Annotated in this window: 14 protein-coding genes; 13 read left to right on the top strand and 1 reads right to left on the bottom strand. The window is 69.9% G+C overall.

The window, feature by feature from the left end:
* The first annotated feature begins 117 nt into the window (after window positions 1–117).
* The 12 genes from MB1_RS18190 (at window position 118) to MB1_RS18135 (ending at window position 14,134) form a co-directional block, all read left to right on the top strand.
* Window positions 118–1,542 carry an MBL fold metallo-hydrolase gene (locus MB1_RS18190; RefSeq protein WP_066910630.1) on the top strand — a complete coding sequence of 475 codons (1,425 nt, stop codon included), beginning with the start codon at window positions 118–120 and terminating at the stop codon, window positions 1,540–1,542.
* A 78-nt stretch (window positions 1,543–1,620) separates the two neighbouring features.
* Entirely contained in the window at window positions 1,621–2,220 is a 600-nt protein-coding gene (locus MB1_RS18185; RefSeq protein WP_066910627.1) for a rhodanese-like domain-containing protein, read from the top strand.
* Between the two features lie 85 nt (window positions 2,221–2,305).
* Entirely contained in the window at window positions 2,306–3,238 is a 933-nt protein-coding gene (locus tag MB1_RS18180) for a sulfite exporter TauE/SafE family protein (protein ID WP_066910624.1), read from the top strand.
* Between the two features lie 301 nt (window positions 3,239–3,539).
* Entirely contained in the window at window positions 3,540–4,187 is a 648-nt protein-coding gene (locus tag MB1_RS18175; protein WP_066910621.1) for a response regulator, read from the top strand.
* Window positions 4,171–5,325: a sensor histidine kinase gene (locus tag MB1_RS18170; RefSeq protein WP_066910618.1), complete on the top strand. Its 1,155-nt coding sequence runs from the start codon at window positions 4,171–4,173 to the stop codon at window positions 5,323–5,325. Before MB1_RS18175 ends, MB1_RS18170 begins: the two co-directional genes overlap by 17 nt.
* Window positions 5,313–6,317, top strand: coding sequence for a hypothetical protein (locus MB1_RS18165; RefSeq protein WP_066910615.1), 1,005 nt, complete (start codon window positions 5,313–5,315; stop codon window positions 6,315–6,317). The genes MB1_RS18170 and MB1_RS18165 overlap by 13 nt, the downstream gene beginning before the upstream one ends.
* 137 nt (window positions 6,318–6,454) lie before the next feature.
* Complete coding sequence (locus MB1_RS18160) at window positions 6,455–7,594, top strand: baeRF11 domain-containing protein (RefSeq protein WP_084352122.1); 1,140 nt, start codon at window positions 6,455–6,457, stop codon at window positions 7,592–7,594.
* Between the two features lie 20 nt (window positions 7,595–7,614).
* Complete coding sequence (locus MB1_RS18155) at window positions 7,615–9,165, top strand: SLC13 family permease (RefSeq protein ID WP_066910609.1); 1,551 nt, start codon at window positions 7,615–7,617, stop codon at window positions 9,163–9,165.
* A 153-nt stretch (window positions 9,166–9,318) separates the two neighbouring features.
* Entirely contained in the window at window positions 9,319–10,983 is a 1,665-nt protein-coding gene (locus MB1_RS18150; protein ID WP_066910606.1) for an AbgT family transporter, read from the top strand.
* A 44-nt stretch (window positions 10,984–11,027) separates the two neighbouring features.
* Complete coding sequence (locus tag MB1_RS18145) at window positions 11,028–12,533, top strand: leucyl aminopeptidase family protein (RefSeq protein ID WP_066910603.1); 1,506 nt, start codon at window positions 11,028–11,030, stop codon at window positions 12,531–12,533.
* Window positions 12,534–12,569: 36 nt separating this feature from the next.
* Window positions 12,570–13,580 carry a glutaminase A gene (glsA, locus tag MB1_RS18140; protein WP_066910600.1) on the top strand — a complete coding sequence of 337 codons (1,011 nt, stop codon included), beginning with the start codon at window positions 12,570–12,572 and terminating at the stop codon, window positions 13,578–13,580.
* Window positions 13,580–14,134: a hypothetical protein gene (locus MB1_RS18135; protein ID WP_066910597.1), complete on the top strand. Its 555-nt coding sequence runs from the start codon at window positions 13,580–13,582 to the stop codon at window positions 14,132–14,134. The genes glsA and MB1_RS18135 overlap by 1 nt, the downstream gene beginning before the upstream one ends.
* Window positions 14,135–14,147: 13 nt before the next feature.
* Here MB1_RS18135 and MB1_RS18130 read toward each other — a convergent pair whose 3' ends face one another.
* Window positions 14,148–15,338, bottom strand: coding sequence for an aminotransferase-like domain-containing protein (locus tag MB1_RS18130; protein WP_066910594.1), 1,191 nt, complete (start codon window positions 15,336–15,338; stop codon window positions 14,148–14,150).
* Between the two features lie 348 nt (window positions 15,339–15,686).
* Here MB1_RS18130 and MB1_RS18125 point away from each other — a divergent pair, with 348 nt between their 5' ends.
* Window positions 15,687–17,399: a bifunctional metallophosphatase/5'-nucleotidase gene (locus MB1_RS18125; protein ID WP_066910886.1), complete on the top strand. Its 1,713-nt coding sequence runs from the start codon at window positions 15,687–15,689 to the stop codon at window positions 17,397–17,399.

Raw genomic sequence — 17,399 nt, 5'->3', positions numbered from 1 at the left:
CGCATCCGAAGCCGGGCACCCGCAACCATTTGCAATACCCCCAGGGGTATGTCACGGTGTAGATACCCCACGGGGTATCAAGCAGTTGGATGGTCAGCAGGCGACGGAAGGGTGCACATGCTCCTCGAACGGATCTACGACGAAGACCTGGCGCAGGCCGGGTACGTGATCGGCTGTCAGGCGACCGGCGAGGCCGTGGTCATCGACGCCCGCCGCGATATCGCCGAGTACCTGGCGCTCGCCGCCCGGCACGGCATGCGGATCGCCGCGGTGACCGAGACCCACATCCACGCCGACTACCTGTCGGGTACACGGGAACTCGCCGCGGCTACCGGGGCGCGGATGTACGTCTCCGGCGAGGGCGGCGCCGACTGGCAGTACGGCTTCGACGCCGAACGCCTCCACGACGGCGACACGATCACGGTCGGCAATATCACGATCCGTGCCCGCCACACCCCGGGGCATACCCCGGAACACCTGGTCTTCCTGGTGACCGACGGCGCCTTCAGCGACGAGCCCGGCTACATGATCTCCGGAGACTTCGTCTTCGCCGGTGATCTGGGCCGTCCCGACCTGCTCGACGAGGCCGCCGGCGGCATCGACACCCGCTTCGAGGGTGCCCGGCAGCTCTTTGCCGGGCTGCGCGACGTCTTCCTGACGATGCCCGATCACCTGCAGGTCTTCCCCGGACACGGCTCGGGAAGCGCCTGCGGCAAGGCGCTCGGCGCGCTGCCGTCGACCACGGTCGGATACGAGCGGCGCAACGCGTGGTGGAGTCGCTACCTGACGGCCGGCGACGAGCAGGGCTTCATCGACGAACTCCTCGACGGACAGCCCGACGCCCATGCCTACTTCGCGCGGATGAAGATGCAGAACCGCGAGGGTCCGGCCATCCTCGGCGACCGCGCACCGGTCGCCGAGCTGACGGTCGAGGCGGTGGCGGACGGGCTCGAGCGCGACGCGATCACCTTCGTGGACACCCGATCTCCCGACGAAGCCCATCTCGGCACGGTCGCCGGATCGTTGAACGTCCCCGACGGCCCGAAGACCGTCACCCACGCCGCGTGGGCCTACGACCCGCAGCGCGACGCCCGTCCATTGGTGCTGCTCGCGCCCGATCAGGCTGCCGCACAGTCGATCGCGGACCGCCTGCTGCGGGTCGGCATCGATCGGACCGCCGGATACGTCACGACGATCGAGGGGCTGCCGGCGTTCGTTCCGCCGATGGTCACGCCGGAGGGATTGCCGGACGTCGACGCCGCCCTGCTCCTGGATGTGCGACAGCGCACCGAATATGCGGCCGGCCACATTCCCGGCGCCGAGCAGCTCAGTGCCGCACGGGTTCTGTGGCATCTCGACCGGCTTCCCCGGTCCGGCACGATCGTGACCTATTGCCAGTCGGGTACACGCAATACCGTCGCCTCGAGCGCCCTGCGCCGCGCCGGATTCGACGTCGTCGAACTCGAGGGAAGTTACGCGGCCTGGTCGGCGGCACAACAGTCCCGCCGAAACTCGGCCGCGGCCTCGCCTGCCCTCACCTGACCACAACCGCCCGACCGGGCTCCGCCGGCGCGACCTCGCTCCACTCGACAGATCCTGTCCCGCACAGAAGGATTCCCCATGGCCGATCAGTCCACCGACCTGCGCACCATCTCCGCCGAGGAGCTGCGCGACTGGCAGCATCACCACGACGATGTGACGATCATCGACGTCCGCTCCTCCGCCGAATTCGAATCGGTCCACATCCACGGCTCCTACAATGTGCCGTTGCCGATACTGTCCGAGCACACCTCGGAACTCGCCGATCGACTCGGCCTGCGCGCGGTGTTGGTCTGCCAGTCCAGCAACCGGGCGACCCAAGCGCAGGATCGCCTGGCTGCGGCAGGCGTCACGACCGCGACGGTGCTGACCGGCGGGGTGGGAGCCTACGAGGCCGCCGGCGGTCGGGTGGTGCGCGGCGTCCAACGCTGGGCGATCGAGCGGCAGGTCCGCTTCACCGCCGGCGCGATCGTACTGACCAGCCTGCTCGGCGCGGAATTCGTCCGACCGGCCCTGCGCTTCGGGGCGTTCGCGATCAGCGGCGGCCTGGTGGTCGCCGCGCTCACCGATTCCTGTCTGATGGGCCAAGCCCTCTCCCGCATGCCGTGGAACCGGGCGAAGGCCACCCCGAGCATGGCCGGCGCGATCGGTTCGCTCCCCGTCACCTCGATCCGGCTGTGACCACCAACCGCCGGGGGCACGATCGCCCGGGCCACCCCGACCGGCCGGCTCTCCCCCACCACCTCGACTGTCCGGGGCACGAGCGATGACCGCATCCCTGATCCCGACCCTGGTCCTGGCCGCCCTGGTCGGCGTCGCGCTCGGAGCATTGGGCGGCGGCGGATCGATCCTCACCGTGCCGCTGCTCACCTACGTCGCGGGCATGCCCCCCAAGGAGGCGATCGCGACGTCGCTGGTGGTCGTCGGGGTGACCTCGCTGTTCAGCCTGGGGGTACACGCCCGGCATCGTCGGGTGCGGTGGCGCACCGGCCTGATCTTCGGCGCCGCGGGCATGGTGGGCGCCTTCGCCGGCGGAATGATCGGCGGGCATCTGCCGGGCGCGGTTCTGATGGTGGCGTTCGCGCTGGTGATGATCGCGACCGCGCTCGCGATGATCACCCGATCGTCGCCGGCCCCCCACACCGATACTCCCGGCGCCGGGACCGCCGATGATGACGGCTCGACCGGGGGTAGCCACGACCTGCCGGTGGTCCGCACCCTGATCGACGGGGTGGTCGTCGGCCTGGTCACCGGCGTCGTCGGCGCCGGGGGCGGCTTCCTGATCGTCCCCGCGCTGGTGCTGCTCGGCGGACTGAGCATGCCGATCGCCGTCGGCACGTCGCTGCTGGTGATCGCGATGAAGTCCTTCGCCGGTGCCGCCGGCTATCTGACCACGGTGTCGCTGAACTGGCCGGTGGTCGCCGCCGTGACGGCGATGGCGGTCCTCGGCGCACTCGTCGGCGCCCGGATCTCCGGTCGGGTCCCGGCCGCCACCCTGCAACGGGGCTTCGGAGTCTTCGTCCTGGTCACCGGCGCGGTCGTCCTCGCGCTGGAATTGCCCGCCGCCGGCGCGATCGCGGTCGGCGCGATCGGGCTGATCGCGGTGATCCTCCTGGCGGTCTGCCGGCTGACCACCGTCGCGTGCCCGTTCGGAATCGGTCACCGCGAGCGGACGATAGCCCGGTCCGCCGCGTCGTAATCCGCGGAAATCAACGGTCCCGACGCCCGCCGGAGGACACCATTTCCTACCTGCGGTACGAATGGGGGTATTCCGCCGAACCGGGTGTCGACATTGATTCGATCATCGCCACATACCCGCCCACAAAAGGAACGAAAACTGGTTTCCGGGAGGAGCATTCACCTCACGACCGGGCGCGATAAATGGCGCCCGGCCGTATTGGGCAACAATTCCCACCCCGAGGTGAAGTGCGATACTCCGCTTCGCGGGCGATCTTTCGCTCCGATAACCTTTGCGCAACCGACGATCTGCAGGCGGGGGAATGAAGGCACCGATCGGCATCATCGACGACCATCCGGCGGTCATGCTCGGGGTCGCTTCGATCCTCAACGCGCAGGACGACCTCATGGTGACGGCGACGGCGACCACGGTGGCCGAACTGCTCGCGCTCGATCAGCGGGTCGACGGCATCCTGCTCGATCTGGCCCTGGACGACGGGTCGACGCCGGAGGCCAATCTGCGAGCGCTCGCCGATTTGCGGGTCCCCGTACTCGTCTACACCTCCGGGGATCGACCGGACCTCATCCGCGAAGCGGCCCGAGCCGGAGCGGTCGGCATGGTGCGCAAGTCGGAGTTCCCCACTGCGATCGTCGAGGCCGTGCGTGCCATGTTGCGCGGCGAGGTCGCGGCATCGGCGGACTGGGCCGCGGCGATCGACGTCGATCCGGACTTCGTCGACGTGCACCTCTCACCACGCGAGGCCGAGGTCCTCGGACACTACGCATCGGGCGAGACCGCCGAGCGGGTCGCCGCTCTGCTGTTCATCTCGCGCGAGACCGTCCTCGACCACATCCGGCGCATCCGCATCAAGTACGCCGACGCCAATCGGCCCGCCCGCACGAAGATCGACCTGCATCGCCGCGCGCTGGAGGACGGACTGATCCCCGCCGGGCATGACCCGGGAGCCTGATCGGCGCACCCGCCGGTTGATCGACCGCCAACTCGGATGGCTGATCGCCCTCGGCGGCTGCATCGTCATCCTCGACCAGACGATCTTCCGAATCTCCGAGTTCGACGAGTGGTCGGTCTGGTGGAACGCCGGATCGTTGGTCGTCGTCGCGGGAATCGTCCTGCTCGCGGTCGGCGGCCTGGTCCTACCGCAGCGAGTGCTCGGCGCGGCATGGTGGATCCTTCCGATTCTCTTCGTGACGCTGCAGGCCACCTGGATGTACGGCTATCGGGGAGAGGATCCGGACGCCGCGATCCCCTGGCTGTGGACGGTCGAACCACCGATCATCACGATGTTGCTGCTGGTCCTGCGCCCGGTCGCGGCGGTCGCGGCGTCCCTGGTGATCTCGTCCACCCCTGCGTTGGCGAGCCTGATCGTGCTCGGCGCGATCCCGCAGGCGGTCCTGCGCGAGACGCCCAACCAGCTCGGCAATGTGCTGTACGTCGTCATCTTCATCGGTGTCCACCTGCAACTCGAGCGGCTGCGCATCGTCGAGGGCGAGGCGAGGGCCCAGGAACGTCGGCGCATCCGCACCGCGGTGCTCGCCGAGCAGCACACCCGGCTCGCGCGGGTCGTCCACGACGAGGTGCTGTCGGTGCTGTCGACCGCGATGCACACCGACGGACCGCCGCCGGCGGTGCTGCGTGCCGCGGCCGGACGCGCGATGAGCGCGCTCGGCGGCGCGGCCCGGGCCGATCCGGCCGGGGTGGCCCTCATCCCGGCGGACGAGGCCGTCGGGATCATCGCCGGGAACCTCCGCCTGATCGACGACACGGTCACGCTGGAGACCTGCGTCTTCGAGGGCCCGATCCGGCGGGATGTCGCCGAGGCGACGGCGCTGGCGGCCGGTGAGGCGCTGCGCAACAGCGTGCGCCACGCCGGCGGTCGGGCCTCGCGCCACGTGCGATTGACCGTGTCGTCGGAGCGGGTGCGAGTCACCGTCGAGGACGACGGCATCGGCTTCGTCCCGGGGACCGTGCACCACGGGATGGGGATTCCGGACAGCATGGAGCGCCGCATGTCGGAGCTCGGCGGCTCGGTCCTGCTCCGGTCCCGGCCGGGACACGGCACGAAGGTGGCGCTGACGTGGCCGACGTGATCTCGGCGGCCACCGGAGCCGGCGGACTCGGTACCCGCCCGGCGCGGTGGGTCTTCGTCTTCGTGTGGTCGTGCGGCGTCTGGTTCGGCGTTTTCACCGACCTGACCCCGCTCGATCCGCTCAACGCGTCGGCCTATCTCGCCGGTCTCGCCGGCGGGCTGCTGTTGACCACCCCGGGGGCGGCCCCCCTCACCCGCCGCCGGGTGACCGCATTGGTGGTCCTTGCGCTGTACGTCGCGGTGATCGCCCTGCACCGCTCCCCCGTCGTCGCGAATGTTCCGGCTCTGACGTTCGCGACCTATCTGGTCGCCTTCGTGATCCCGCGGGGCAATATCGTCGCCGGCGCGGTCGGCGGTTCGCTCGTGATCGGCTACGCCCTCGGCTGGGGGCTGACCGCGGATCCCTCGGGCGCCGGTCTCGTCTTCCTGCTCGGAGTCCCGGTCGGCAGCGTCGCGGCCGGTATCGTCTGGCGACTCGCCCTGCGGTGGATCGTCCGCAGGGAGCGCGCCCATCGCGATGCGGGCGCACTCGCGGCGGACCGAGCGGCGGCGGCCGACGAGGCGATCGACGCGTCCCGCCGCGAATTCGCCGATATCCGTGCCGAAGTCGGACCGCTGCTCGCCCGGATCGGGGCGGGTGAATCGATCGACGAGACGATGCGCACGCAGCTGGCCGTGGTCGAGGCCGCCATCCGGGACCGCATCCGGGCGCCGCATCTGCAGCATCCGCTGCTCGTCGAGGAACTCGCGCGGCTGCGCGCGCGTGGGGTCGCCGTCGTCGTCCTCGGCGAACCGCCGGCGGGCGACCCGGTGATACCCGCCGCGGTGGCCCTGCGGATCGTCGAGCTCATTTCCCCGACGACCGAGGGGCGCATCACCGTTCGCAGCCTGCCCGCGGGGCGCGCGGCCGCGATGAGCGTCGTCGTGCAGACCGGGAACACCTCGGAGCAGGTGCACCTCGCCCCCGACGGCCGGGTGCTCTCCCGCTCCTGACCACGGGCACGTGATCACGAACACGCGACATCGGGCTGCGGAGATTCCCCCGCATCTTGGGGCATACGGACCGCGCGGCCGGCTCCTATGGTCGTGGGGCCCGTACCCCGACCGGAAGGTGAATTGTGCACATAGACATGCCCACGCGCGCCGATATCGAGCGTTTGGCGGTCGCCCGCCACTCCCCGAGCGTGACTGTCTACCTGCCGACGAGCCCCCTTCCGGACCGCGACGAGCAGAACCGCCTCCGCGCGCGGGCGCTATTCGATCAGGCGATCGAGCGGGTGCGGATCCTCGCCGACACGAGCACCGCCAAGACCGTCGAAGAGAACCTGTACTCCCTGCTGGACGACGACGACTTCTGGGCCGATCTCGGCCGCAGCCTGGCCGTCTTCGTCACCCCGTCGGGAATCGTGGAGTTCAGGCTCGCGAACGAGCTCACCGAATCCGTCACGGTCGCGGACCGTTTCGCGATCACACCGCTGCTGCGCGCAGTCACCTTTCCGCGCGCCGCGTTCGTCCTGGCGATCTCGCAGAACGGGGCACGCCTGGTGGAGGTCGGCGCCGATCTACCCGCGCGGGAGGTCGACGTTCCCGGCCTTCCCCGCAGCGCGGAACGGTCGATCGGCCTGCGCTCGATCGGTGGACGATCCCCGTACGGCCGCCTGCAGGGGGACGAGGGGCGCAAGGTGCGGCTGACGCAGTATGCCCGCGCCGTCGACCACGCCGTGCGACCGCTGCTCAACGGCGAGTCGCTCCCGCTCATCGTCGCTGCGGCCGAGCCGTTGGCATCGATCTACCGCGGGGTCAATGGCTACTCCGGGCTGGTCGCGGCGGGCATCGACGGCAACCCCGACGAACTGACCGAGGCGCAACTGGCCACCGCCGCGCATACGATCCTCGACGACCTCCACGCCGAGGAGCTGGCCTCGCTCACCGAGGTTTTCGCCGACCGGAAGAACAGCGGCCGCGCGACAACCGACCTCAGCGACCTCGCCCGAGCGGCGACCTTCGGAGCTCTTGCCACCCTCGCGGTCGACATGGACGCCGTCGTGCACGGCACGGTCACCGATGACGGTGCCCTCGTCCTCGGCGACCACCCCGCCGCGGACGACCCCGGCACCGACGACTCCCGAACCCCGGCGCCACCCGGACACGACGCGCTCGAGGAGATCGCCCGTCGCGCGCTCGCGACCGGCGCTCGGGTCCTCGCGGTGCGCGCCGCGGATCTGCCGGACGGGGTGCGGGCCGCGGGCATCCTGCGCTACGCGGTCTAGAAGCGGGACCCGGCAGCGTCATGGTCGCCACCCTGGTCATCCTCGCCGTCGCGGTCGTCGGTTTCATGTCCGGCCGGGTACCGATCGGCATGGTCGCGATCGGCGTCGCGGTCGCGCTCTGGTTCACCGGCGTGCTCGAGCTCGAGCAGGCCCTGGCCGGTTTCGGCGACCCGACGGTCATCTTCATAGCGACCCTCTTCGTGGTCAGCGAGGCCCTCGACGCGACCGGGGTCACCGCCTGGGCCGGCAGCCGGGTGATCCGCCGCGCCGGCGGGGCGCGGGCGGTGCTGTTGGCCGTGATCTGCCTGCTGGTCGCGGTGGTGACCGCGTTCATCAGCGTCAACGGCGCGGTGGCCGCGCTGATCCCGATGGTCGTGGTCGTCGCCATGCGCGCGCGGATCCCGGCCTCGCATATGTTGCTGCCCCTCGCGTTCGCCGCGCACGCCGGCTCGTTGCTCGCGCTCACCGGCAGTCCGGTCAACATCATCGTCAGCGAATTGGCGCGCGATTCCGGTGCCCGGCCGTTCGGGTTCTTCGAGTTCGCGCTCGCGGGAATCCCGCTGCTGATCGGCACTCTGGTGATCGTGCTGGTATTCGGCCGGCTGCTGCTGCCCACCCGCACCCCCGCCGAGTTGCCGATGGACCTCGCCGCTCATACCGCCGAGTTGCGCACCCAGTACGAACTGACCGACGGGCAGCAACTGACCGGTCCCGAGCAGGGCGTCGCCGAGGTGCTCGTCGCGCCGCGCTCCACCCTGATCGGACTGCGACTGTTCCCCGGAATGACCACGCCGAGCGGAGATCTCGTCGTCGTCGGACTGCAACGCGGAGGCTTCGATGTCACCGGCCCGGAGGCGGTGCTGCGGGCGGGCGACACCCTGCTGCTGAGCGGATCGTGGGACGACCTCGAACGCCATACGGCCGGTACCGAGGTCGTGGTGGTCACCCCGCCCGCGCAGTTGCGGCGTGGGGTCCCGCTGGGACACGGGGCGAAGCGGGCGATCGGGGTGCTCGTCGTGATGGTGGCGCTGCTGGCGACCGGCGCGGTGCCGGCCGCGATAGCCGGACTGCTCGCGGCGGCCGCGCTGATCCTGCTGCGCGTGGTCACCCCGGAGCAGGCGTACCGCAGCATCTCCTGGACGACGGTCGTTCTGATCGCCGGAATGATCCCGCTCTCCACGGCTTTCGTCACCACCGGAACGGCCGACGTGATCGCCGACGGGTTGTTGCGGTTGACCGGCGACGCCTCGCCCACCGTCGCGCTGTTGGCGATTTGTGTACTGACGATGGTTCTGGGCCAACTGATCTCGAATACCGCGACCGTGCTGATCGTCGCGCCGGTGGCGATCTCCGTCGCGGCCGATCTCGGGGCGTCGGTGCTGCCGTTCATGATGGCGCTGGCGATCGCCGGGGCGGCCTCGTTCCTCACCCCGGTCGCGACGCCGGCCAACACGATGGTGATGGAGCCCGGCGGCTACCGGTTCGGCGACTACTGGAAACTCGGCCTGCCGCTGTTGCTGCTGTACCTGGTCGTCGCCGTCCTCTGGGTGCCGATATTGCTCCCCCTCTGAGATCCGCCGGCATCGCGAATCCCCCACTTCCGGGGGTGAATTCGGAGGCCGACCCGCGATTACTGTGACGGCGGCGGCACCCCGCGGCTCGCGCCGTGCCACTCGACCACAGGTATACGCATCGGCCCGAAAACCGGGCGGATTGGGCGGGACATGTCATCGACTGCTGAAGCGCAACCGGAAAAGGCGCCGAACAAGGGGCTGCTGGACCGGGTCGAACGGATCGGCAATGCCGTGCCCAGCCCGACCATCATGTTCCTGTATCTGATCCTCTTTGTCGCCGCCCTGTCGGCGGTGCTCTCCTGGTTCGACATCAGCGTGACCGACGAGGTGGTCACCCCGGTGCCCCGCGACGAGTTCAACCAGATCAACGAGCACCTCGGCGGCACCTGGTCGATCTACGATTCGACCACCGGTGAGCCGGCCGAGGTGCCGGATCTGATCGTCTCCGAGGAGACCTTCGCGGTTCGCAACCTGTTGTCCATCGACGGAATCCGCTTCGTCTTCACGTCATTTGTCGACAACTTCGCCGGATTCGGAGTCGTGGCGGTCACGCTCGTCGCGATGGCCGGTGTCGGCGTGGCGGAGGTCGCCGGATTGATGGGTGCGCTGATCCGCAAGACCGTCACGGTCGCTCCGCCGCGCCTGCTCGCCTTCATCCTGATCTTCGTCGGCGTGCTCTCGTCGGTCGCGACCGACGCCGGCTATCTGATCCTCGTCCCGCTCGCGGCGATCGCCTTCAAGACCGTCGGACGAAATCCCTTGGCGGGCATGGCGGCCGCCTTCGCTGCCGTCGGGGCGATCTTCGGCGCGAACCTGCTGATCACCCCATCGGACAGCATGCTCACCGAGATCACCAACGAGGTGCTCTCGTCGGCCGGTATGGCAACGATCGAGGTGACCCACAACTTCTACTTCGCCGCGGTCTCCGGCGTGCTGATGGCGCTGGTGGTCCTGTTGGTGACCGTCTTCATCACCGAGAAGCGTCTCGGGCCGTGGGACACCACGAGCGGGAGCTATACCGATCCCGACGAGCAGATCGACCACAGTGCCGAGGGGCGCGGCCTGAAGTTCGCGGGCTGGGCGATGCTGGGGTACATCGTGATCATCGCACTGCTGACCGCGCCCCCCGGCGCTCCGCTGCGCGATCCCGAAACCGGAAACATCATCGGGACAACGCCGTTCATGGCGAGCCTGATCTTCGTGATCTCGCTGGCCTTCCTGGTCTGCGGCGTCGCCTACGGCGCGGGCGCCAAGACCCTCTCCGGCGGTGAAGAGACCGTCGGCGCGGTGGCCAAGACCTTCGGCAGCCTCGGCGGGTTGCTGCTGATGTTCCTGATGATCGCCCAGTTCATCGCGGTCTTCAATTGGACCAACCTGCCCACCGTCGCCGCCGTCTCCGCCGCGGAGTTGCTCCAACAGGCGAACGTTCCCGCGATCGTGCTGCTGGTCGCCTTCATCTTCGTGATCGTCGTACTCGACATCATTCTGCCGGGGCTGGTGCCCAAGTGGGTGATCTTCGCACCGGTGTTCATCCCGATCTTCGCCACCCTCGACGTCGCACCGCAGACCCTGCTGGCCGCCTACCGCGTCGGCGACTCGCCCTTCAACGTGATCACCCCGTTGATGGTCTATCTGGCGTTCATCGTGACGATCGCGCAGCGGTACAAGAAGGACGCCGGCATCGGCACGGTGATCGCCCTGATGCTGCCGTACTCGATCGCGGTGCTGCTGTCCTGGACGGGTCTCTACGTGATCTGGTTCCTGCTCGGCATCCCGTGGGGTCCCGGCTCCCCTGTCGACATCCCGACCGGCTGAGCGCCCCTGCGCCGCCCGACATCCGCCAGCGAAAGGACAGTGTTGTGAGCACCCCCACGGTCGCCCCGTCCCTCTACACCGAGGTCGCCATCCGGGTCGTCTCGGCCGGCGATGTCGCCGGCGGCGAGCAGATCGATGCCGATGCCCTCGCCATCCCGGTCACCAGCGACGGCGCGGTACCGGAGATTCTGGGCGTCGACCTGCCGGCGCTCGAGAAGGCCGGCTTCACCCCCAAGGTGGGGCAGGCGATCGCCTTTCCGGCGTCGGTGGCGCCGGTGCTGGTGGCCGTCGGGGTCGGCACGGTGACGGATCTCGATACGACCCGGCTGCGCGATGCGGCCGCGGCGTTCGCGCGGGCGGTCCCGAACGACGCGAAGCTGGCCACCCGGGTACCCGCGGGGGCGGACCCGGGTGCGGCGGCCGCGGCGATCGTCGAGGGGATCCTGCTCGCGCGGTACCGCTTCTCGTTGCGCAGCGAGGATCACGGCCCCGCCGCGGTGACCTCGCTGGTGCTGGTGGCCCCCGACGGCGATCAGGATGCGGTGGCGGCCGGCGCGAAGACCGGATTGGCGACCGCACGCGCGGCGTCCTTCGGCCGTGATCTCGCCACCTGCCCGGCCGGCCTCCTGACCGCCGGCCGCCTCGGCGACCTCGCCATCGAGGTCGGCGCGGCGACCGGCCTGCAGGTCGAGGTCTTCGACAAGGCAGCCGTGGTCGAGATGGGGCTCGGCGGATTGCTCGGTGTCAACCGGGGCTCCGTGGAGGAGCCGCGCATGATCGTGCTGAAGTACGTTCCGGCCGCGGAACCGACCGGCCATCTCGCCCTGGTCGGCAAGGGCATCATGTACGACTCGGGCGGCATCAGCCTCAAGCCCGGCGACCTGTCGCACTCCCAGATGAAGAACGACATGACCGGCGCCGGGAATGTGCTCGCCGCGATGTCGGTGCTCGGGGAACTCGGCGCGACGGCAGCGGTGACCGGCTACCTGATGTGTACCGACAACATGCCGTCCGGCTCGGCGATGCAGCTCGGCGACGTGCTGACCACCCGCGGCGGCAAGACGGTAGAGGTGCTCAACACCGACGCCGAGGGCCGCCTCGTCATGTCGGACGCACTGGTCCTGGCGGTCGAGGAGGGCGTCGACGCCATTCTGGACATCGCCACCCTGACCGGGCAGGCTCTGCGCACTCTCGGCGAGGACGTCGCGGCGCTCATGGCGAACTCCGACGACTTCGCCGGGCAGGTGACCGCGGCCGCCGATGCGGTCGACGAGCCGGTCTGGCGGCTGCCGCTCGTCCGCAGCTATCGGGCGGAGCTCGACTCCGATATCGCGGACATCAAGAACATCGGCGGCCCGAACGCCGGCTCGATCACCGCGGGGCTCTTCCTCGAGGAGTTCGTCGACGGCACCCCGTGGGCGCATATCGATATCGCGGGCACGGCGCAGTCCTCGAGCGCGCGGCGGTGGATCAACCGCGGTCCGACCGCCTTCGGCGTGCGGCTGCTGATCCGACTCGTCCTGAACTTCCGGCCGCCGCGGCGTGGGTAGTCGCTCCGTGACCCGGCATCACCGAAGCGGCGGCCGATGACGATCGACGACGTCCACCGGCCGGATCGGCGGTATGTCTCGACGGGCCTGCTGCCGGATTCGGCGACCGTCGCCGGGGTACTCGACCGGACCCGACGCAGATTCGCCACGATCGACGACGGACGCCTCTCGACGGTCTACCCGGCTCTCGGTCGCGCCGATCCGCTGTGTTTCGGTCTCGCCCTGGTCGGCGCCAACGGTGCGATCCACGAGGCCGGGGATGCGCGGGTGCCGTTCACGATCATGAGCGTCGCGAAGCCATTTGTCTTCGCCCTGGTCGGCGAGCGGATCGGGACCGATCGGGTCCGCAGATTCGTCGGGGTGGACGCCACGGGTCTGCCCTTCAACTCCGCCCATGCGGTCGAGCGCAACGCCGGTGGCCGGACCAATCCGATGGTGAACGCGGGCGCGATCGCCACCACGAGCCTGCTGCCCGGTTCGTCGGTGGAGCGGCGCTGGGAGACGTTGGCCGACGGCCTGAGCCGATTCGCGGGGCGCCGACTCGACATCGACGAGGAGATGCTGGACTCCGCCCGGGCGACCAATCTCCGCAATCGGGCGCTGTCGCTGCTGCTGGCCGACGCCGGCGCGATCGAGGGCGATCCACTGGCCGCGACGGAGCTCTACACCCGGCAGAGCTGCCTGAGCGTCACCGCGATCGACCTCGCCGTCATGGGCGCGACGCTCGCCGACGGCGGCGTCAATCCGGTCACCGGTGAGCGGGTGGTCGGCCCCGAGGCGGCGCGGGCGACTCTGGCGGTGATGACGATCGCGGGGCTCTACGAGACGTCGGGGTCCTGGCTGATGGACGTCGGCCTGCCCGGCAAGAGCGGTATCGGTGGCGGGATCGTGACGGTATCGCCCGGCAAGGGGGCGCTCGGCACGTTCTCGCCGCGCCTCGACGCCGAGGGCAATAGCGTGCGCGGCCGGCTGTGCGCCCGCGCGCTGTCCGAGGAGCTCGGGCTCGATATCCTTGCTTCCCAACCGATCCCGCCGGGGAGGCCGTGATGACCGCAGGGCCCGGATCGATATCGTTGGTACTGGACGAGGTCGAGGACCTCTTCGCCGCACGCCCCGCCGATCCGCTGCGCGGCCGGTTCGACGACCGGTCGGGGGTCGAACGCCTTCTCGACGATGTCGACGCCTCGCGCGATCCCCTGCACATCGACATCACGGTGACCGAGAGCCCGGATGCCCGCCATACCGACGAGCTCCTCGAGCGTGCCCTCGCCGGCTATGCGGCCGCGCAGACCGCCCGGGCCGAACGGGACATGCTGCGCATCCGTCGCCTCGGGCAACAGGAACTGGTCTTCGGCCTCACCTTTCTGGCGCTGTGCCTGCTGGGCGGCAGCGCGCTGACAGCTTTCGAGGTCGGCCCGGACTGGCTGCGCGACTTCATCGGCGAGGGTCTCGTGATCGTCGGGTGGATCGCCCTCTGGCATCCCGTCGACATGCTCTTCTTCGAACGTCTGCCGCTGATCAAGCGGAAACGCGTGCTCGACCGGATCGGCAACGCTCGGGTCCATCTCCGCGAGATCGGGTCGGTCGCCGGCTCCGGGTGACCGTCGCCCACGGCTACCGCACCGCCGAAGCGTCGACCGCGCGTGCGAGCCGGTCGACACCTTCGGTGAGCGTCCGCGGATCGGCGGTGGCGAAGCAGACCCGCAGCGACGACCGGTGGGCCGGTCCGAAGGCAGCGCCCGGCACGAACGCCACCCCCTCGTCGACCGCCCGTTCCAGCAGGTCGGAGGTCGTCGTTCCGTCCGTGAAGGTGCCCCAGACGAACATGCCGCCGTCCGGGTGGGTGGTCGACAGCCGCGGGATTCGCTCGGCGAGGGCCGCGGACAGCGCCCGGGCCCGCTCGCCGTACACCCGTCGCAGTCCGGTCAGGTGTTCCTCGAGCCAACCGTCGTCGGCCAGCAGCCGGGCGGCGACCGTCTGAGTGAGGGTCGATCCGCACAGATCCGCCGATTGCTTGACCAATTCGACCGCCGCGCGGACCGGTTCCGGTGCGATCATCCACCCGACGCGCAGGGTCGGCGCCAGGATCTTCGAGGTCGATCCGAGCGAGATCACCCGGTCGGAGTAGGTCGCCAGGGCGGCCGGCGGCGGGGTGTCGTACCAGAGGTCGGCGTAGGGGTTGTCCTCGATCATCCAGAAGCCGTAGCGCTCGGCCAGATCGGCGAGGTGCCGGCGACGACGCGGGGACAGCGTCACCCCGCCGGGGTTGTGGAAGGTCGAGACGGTGTGCACGACCGTCGGGCGCAGCCCGGCGGCGAGCATCCCCTCGAGGGCGTCGGTGTCCAGGCCGTCGGCGGTCAGCGGCACCCGGTGCAGGCGGGCCCCGATCAGGTCGAAGCATTGCAGGGCGCCGGTATAGGCCGGGTCCTCGACGACGACGTCGCTGCCGCCCTCCCCCGGCGCGTCGAGCAGCACCTGCGACAGCAGGCTCAGTGCCTGCTGCGAACCGTGGGTCACCACAACGGCGTCCGGATGCGCTCCGGCACGGGCGGCGATCGTCTCGCGCAACGGGGTGGTCCCGACCGTCGCGGTGTACTGCAGCGTGGTGCGCTCGGACAGGGCCTCGGCGACCACGGTGGAGATGCGGTCGGCCGGCATCAGCGACGGATCGGGTAGTCCGCCCGCAAGGCTGATGATGTCGGGCCGCTGGGTGATCGCGAGCAGGTCGCGGATCGCCGAACTGGACACCCCGTCGAGACGGCGGGCGAGCGGGGCGGCGGGGGCTATCGAATCCTGATCGGGCATGGCGGTCTCCGGGGTGCGCTGATGACGACGTGGGTTCGTCCGTATCGCGTCCCGGGTCCGCGGGGCGGTGCTGCGTGACGATACAAGCGCTCGTGCGGGTTCCTCGCCGAGCCGACCTCCATCATGCGCCGACTCCGCCGAATAATGAAATCGAGTTCCCACATCATGAGATGCACGCCACAACGCGGCGACCGTACCGCGACGCGAGGGCAACCGAACCGGCGACGGCGGGCAGCGGAGTCTTTACTGGAGTGCGCTCCATGTCGGACCTATGCCGCACGCCGGAGTTCACCCGAATGACATCCCGCGATCACCACCCGGGTGGGCGGAGACGGCAGTGTTCGTGCCGTGCGACGTCACGGAATCCTTGCGGCCGCCACCGCCGCGATACTGGTCCTGGTCCCCGCGTGCGGTTCCGCCGAGCAGTCGGCCGCCGAGCAGTCGGGCACCTCCGCGCAGTCGAGCACCACCGGCACGGGGCTCCCCTCGACCGACGACCTGCCCGAGGCGGGGCCCGACGAGGTGCACCTGTTCGCCTTCAACGACTTCCACGGCAACCTCGAGCCGCCGTCGGGGTCGACCGGGCGGATCGGCGACGTCGAGGCCGGTGGCGCCGCCTACCTGGCCACGCACCTGAAGCGGCTGCGCGAGGCGTATCCGAACAGCGCCGTGATCGCCGGTGGCGACAACGTCGGTGCGAGCCCGCTGATCTCGTCGCTGTTCGCCGACGAACCGACGATCGACTTCCTGAACATGCAGGGGGTCTCGGCTTCGACGGTCGGCAATCACGAATTCGACCGGGGCGTGCTCGAACTCGAACGACTCCAGGCGGGTGGCTGCGCGCCGTCCGGCTGCGAGCCGGGTGAGCCCTTCACCGGGGCGGCATTCCAGTACCTGGCGGCGAATGTCACCAACGATCAGGGGCAACCTCCCGTGGGGCTGCAGCCGTGGACGATGCTCGAGATCGACGGTCGGCGGATCGCCGTGGTCGGCGCGGTGACCACCGAGACGCCGCGCATCGTCTTCCCCGAGGGTATTCGCGGATACACCTTCGGCGACGAGGCCGACGCGATCAACCGGTACGTCCCGGACATGCGGGCAGCGGGCGCGGAGGCGATCGTCGCCTATATCCACGAGGGCGGAGCGCAGGAACCGTCCGAGGGCACCACCGCCGACCCCAACAGCTGCGACAACCTCGACGGCCCGATCGTCGGGATCAACCAGCGGCTCGACCCGGCGGTCACCGCGGTTCTCAGCGCGCATACCCACCAGTTCTATGCGTGCACCGTCGACGGGCGACCGCTCACCCAGGCCGCCTCCTACGGGCGGCTGATCACCGACCTCACCCTGCATTTCGGGAGCGACGGCGTGCAGGCGTCCGCGGTCAATCGGGCGGTGACCCGCACGGTCGCCCCCGATGTCGAGACCCGGCAGCTGATCGACTTCTACGCCGCCGAGGCCGCCCCGCGCGCCTCCCGCCCGGTCGGCTCGATCGCGGTCGATCTGACCCGCGACGAGTACCCGGGCGGCGACACTCCCCTGGGCAATGTGATCGCCGATGCGATGCTCGCCGCCACCAGGGCCCCCGACCCCGCCGAGGCGGTGATCGCGTTCATGAACCCCGGCGGCGTCCGGGCCGACCTGACCGCCGGGGAGGTCACCTTCGGTGACGCGTACACCGTCCAGCCGTTCGGCAATCAGATCGTCACGGTCTCGCTGACCGGCACGCAGATCCTCGACCTGCTCGAGCAGCAGTGGCAGGACCCGCAGGACGTCGCGATCCTCGACGTGGCCGGGATGACCTATCGCTACGACCCGGCCGCGGACGCCGGCGCGAAGGTCGATCGGGCGAGCGTGCTGGTCGGCGGCGCCCCGCTCAATCCCGTCGCGGTCTACCCGGTGGCGACCAACAACTTCCTCGCCTCCGGCGGTGACGGCTTCACGGTGTTCACCTCCGGCACCGACGAGGTGGTCGGCCGACCGGATCTCGACGTCTTCGAGGCGTACCTGCAGGCGAATCCGAACCTCGGCGATCCCGGCCCACGGATCACGGCGGGCTGA

This window comes from Millisia brevis NBRC 105863 (genome assembly GCF_001552615.1).
GTDB classification, from domain to species: domain Bacteria; phylum Actinomycetota; class Actinomycetes; order Mycobacteriales; family Mycobacteriaceae; genus Millisia; species Millisia brevis.
Note: the sequence above shows the minus strand (reverse complement) of the source record. Positions and strands in the feature narration are given on the sequence as shown.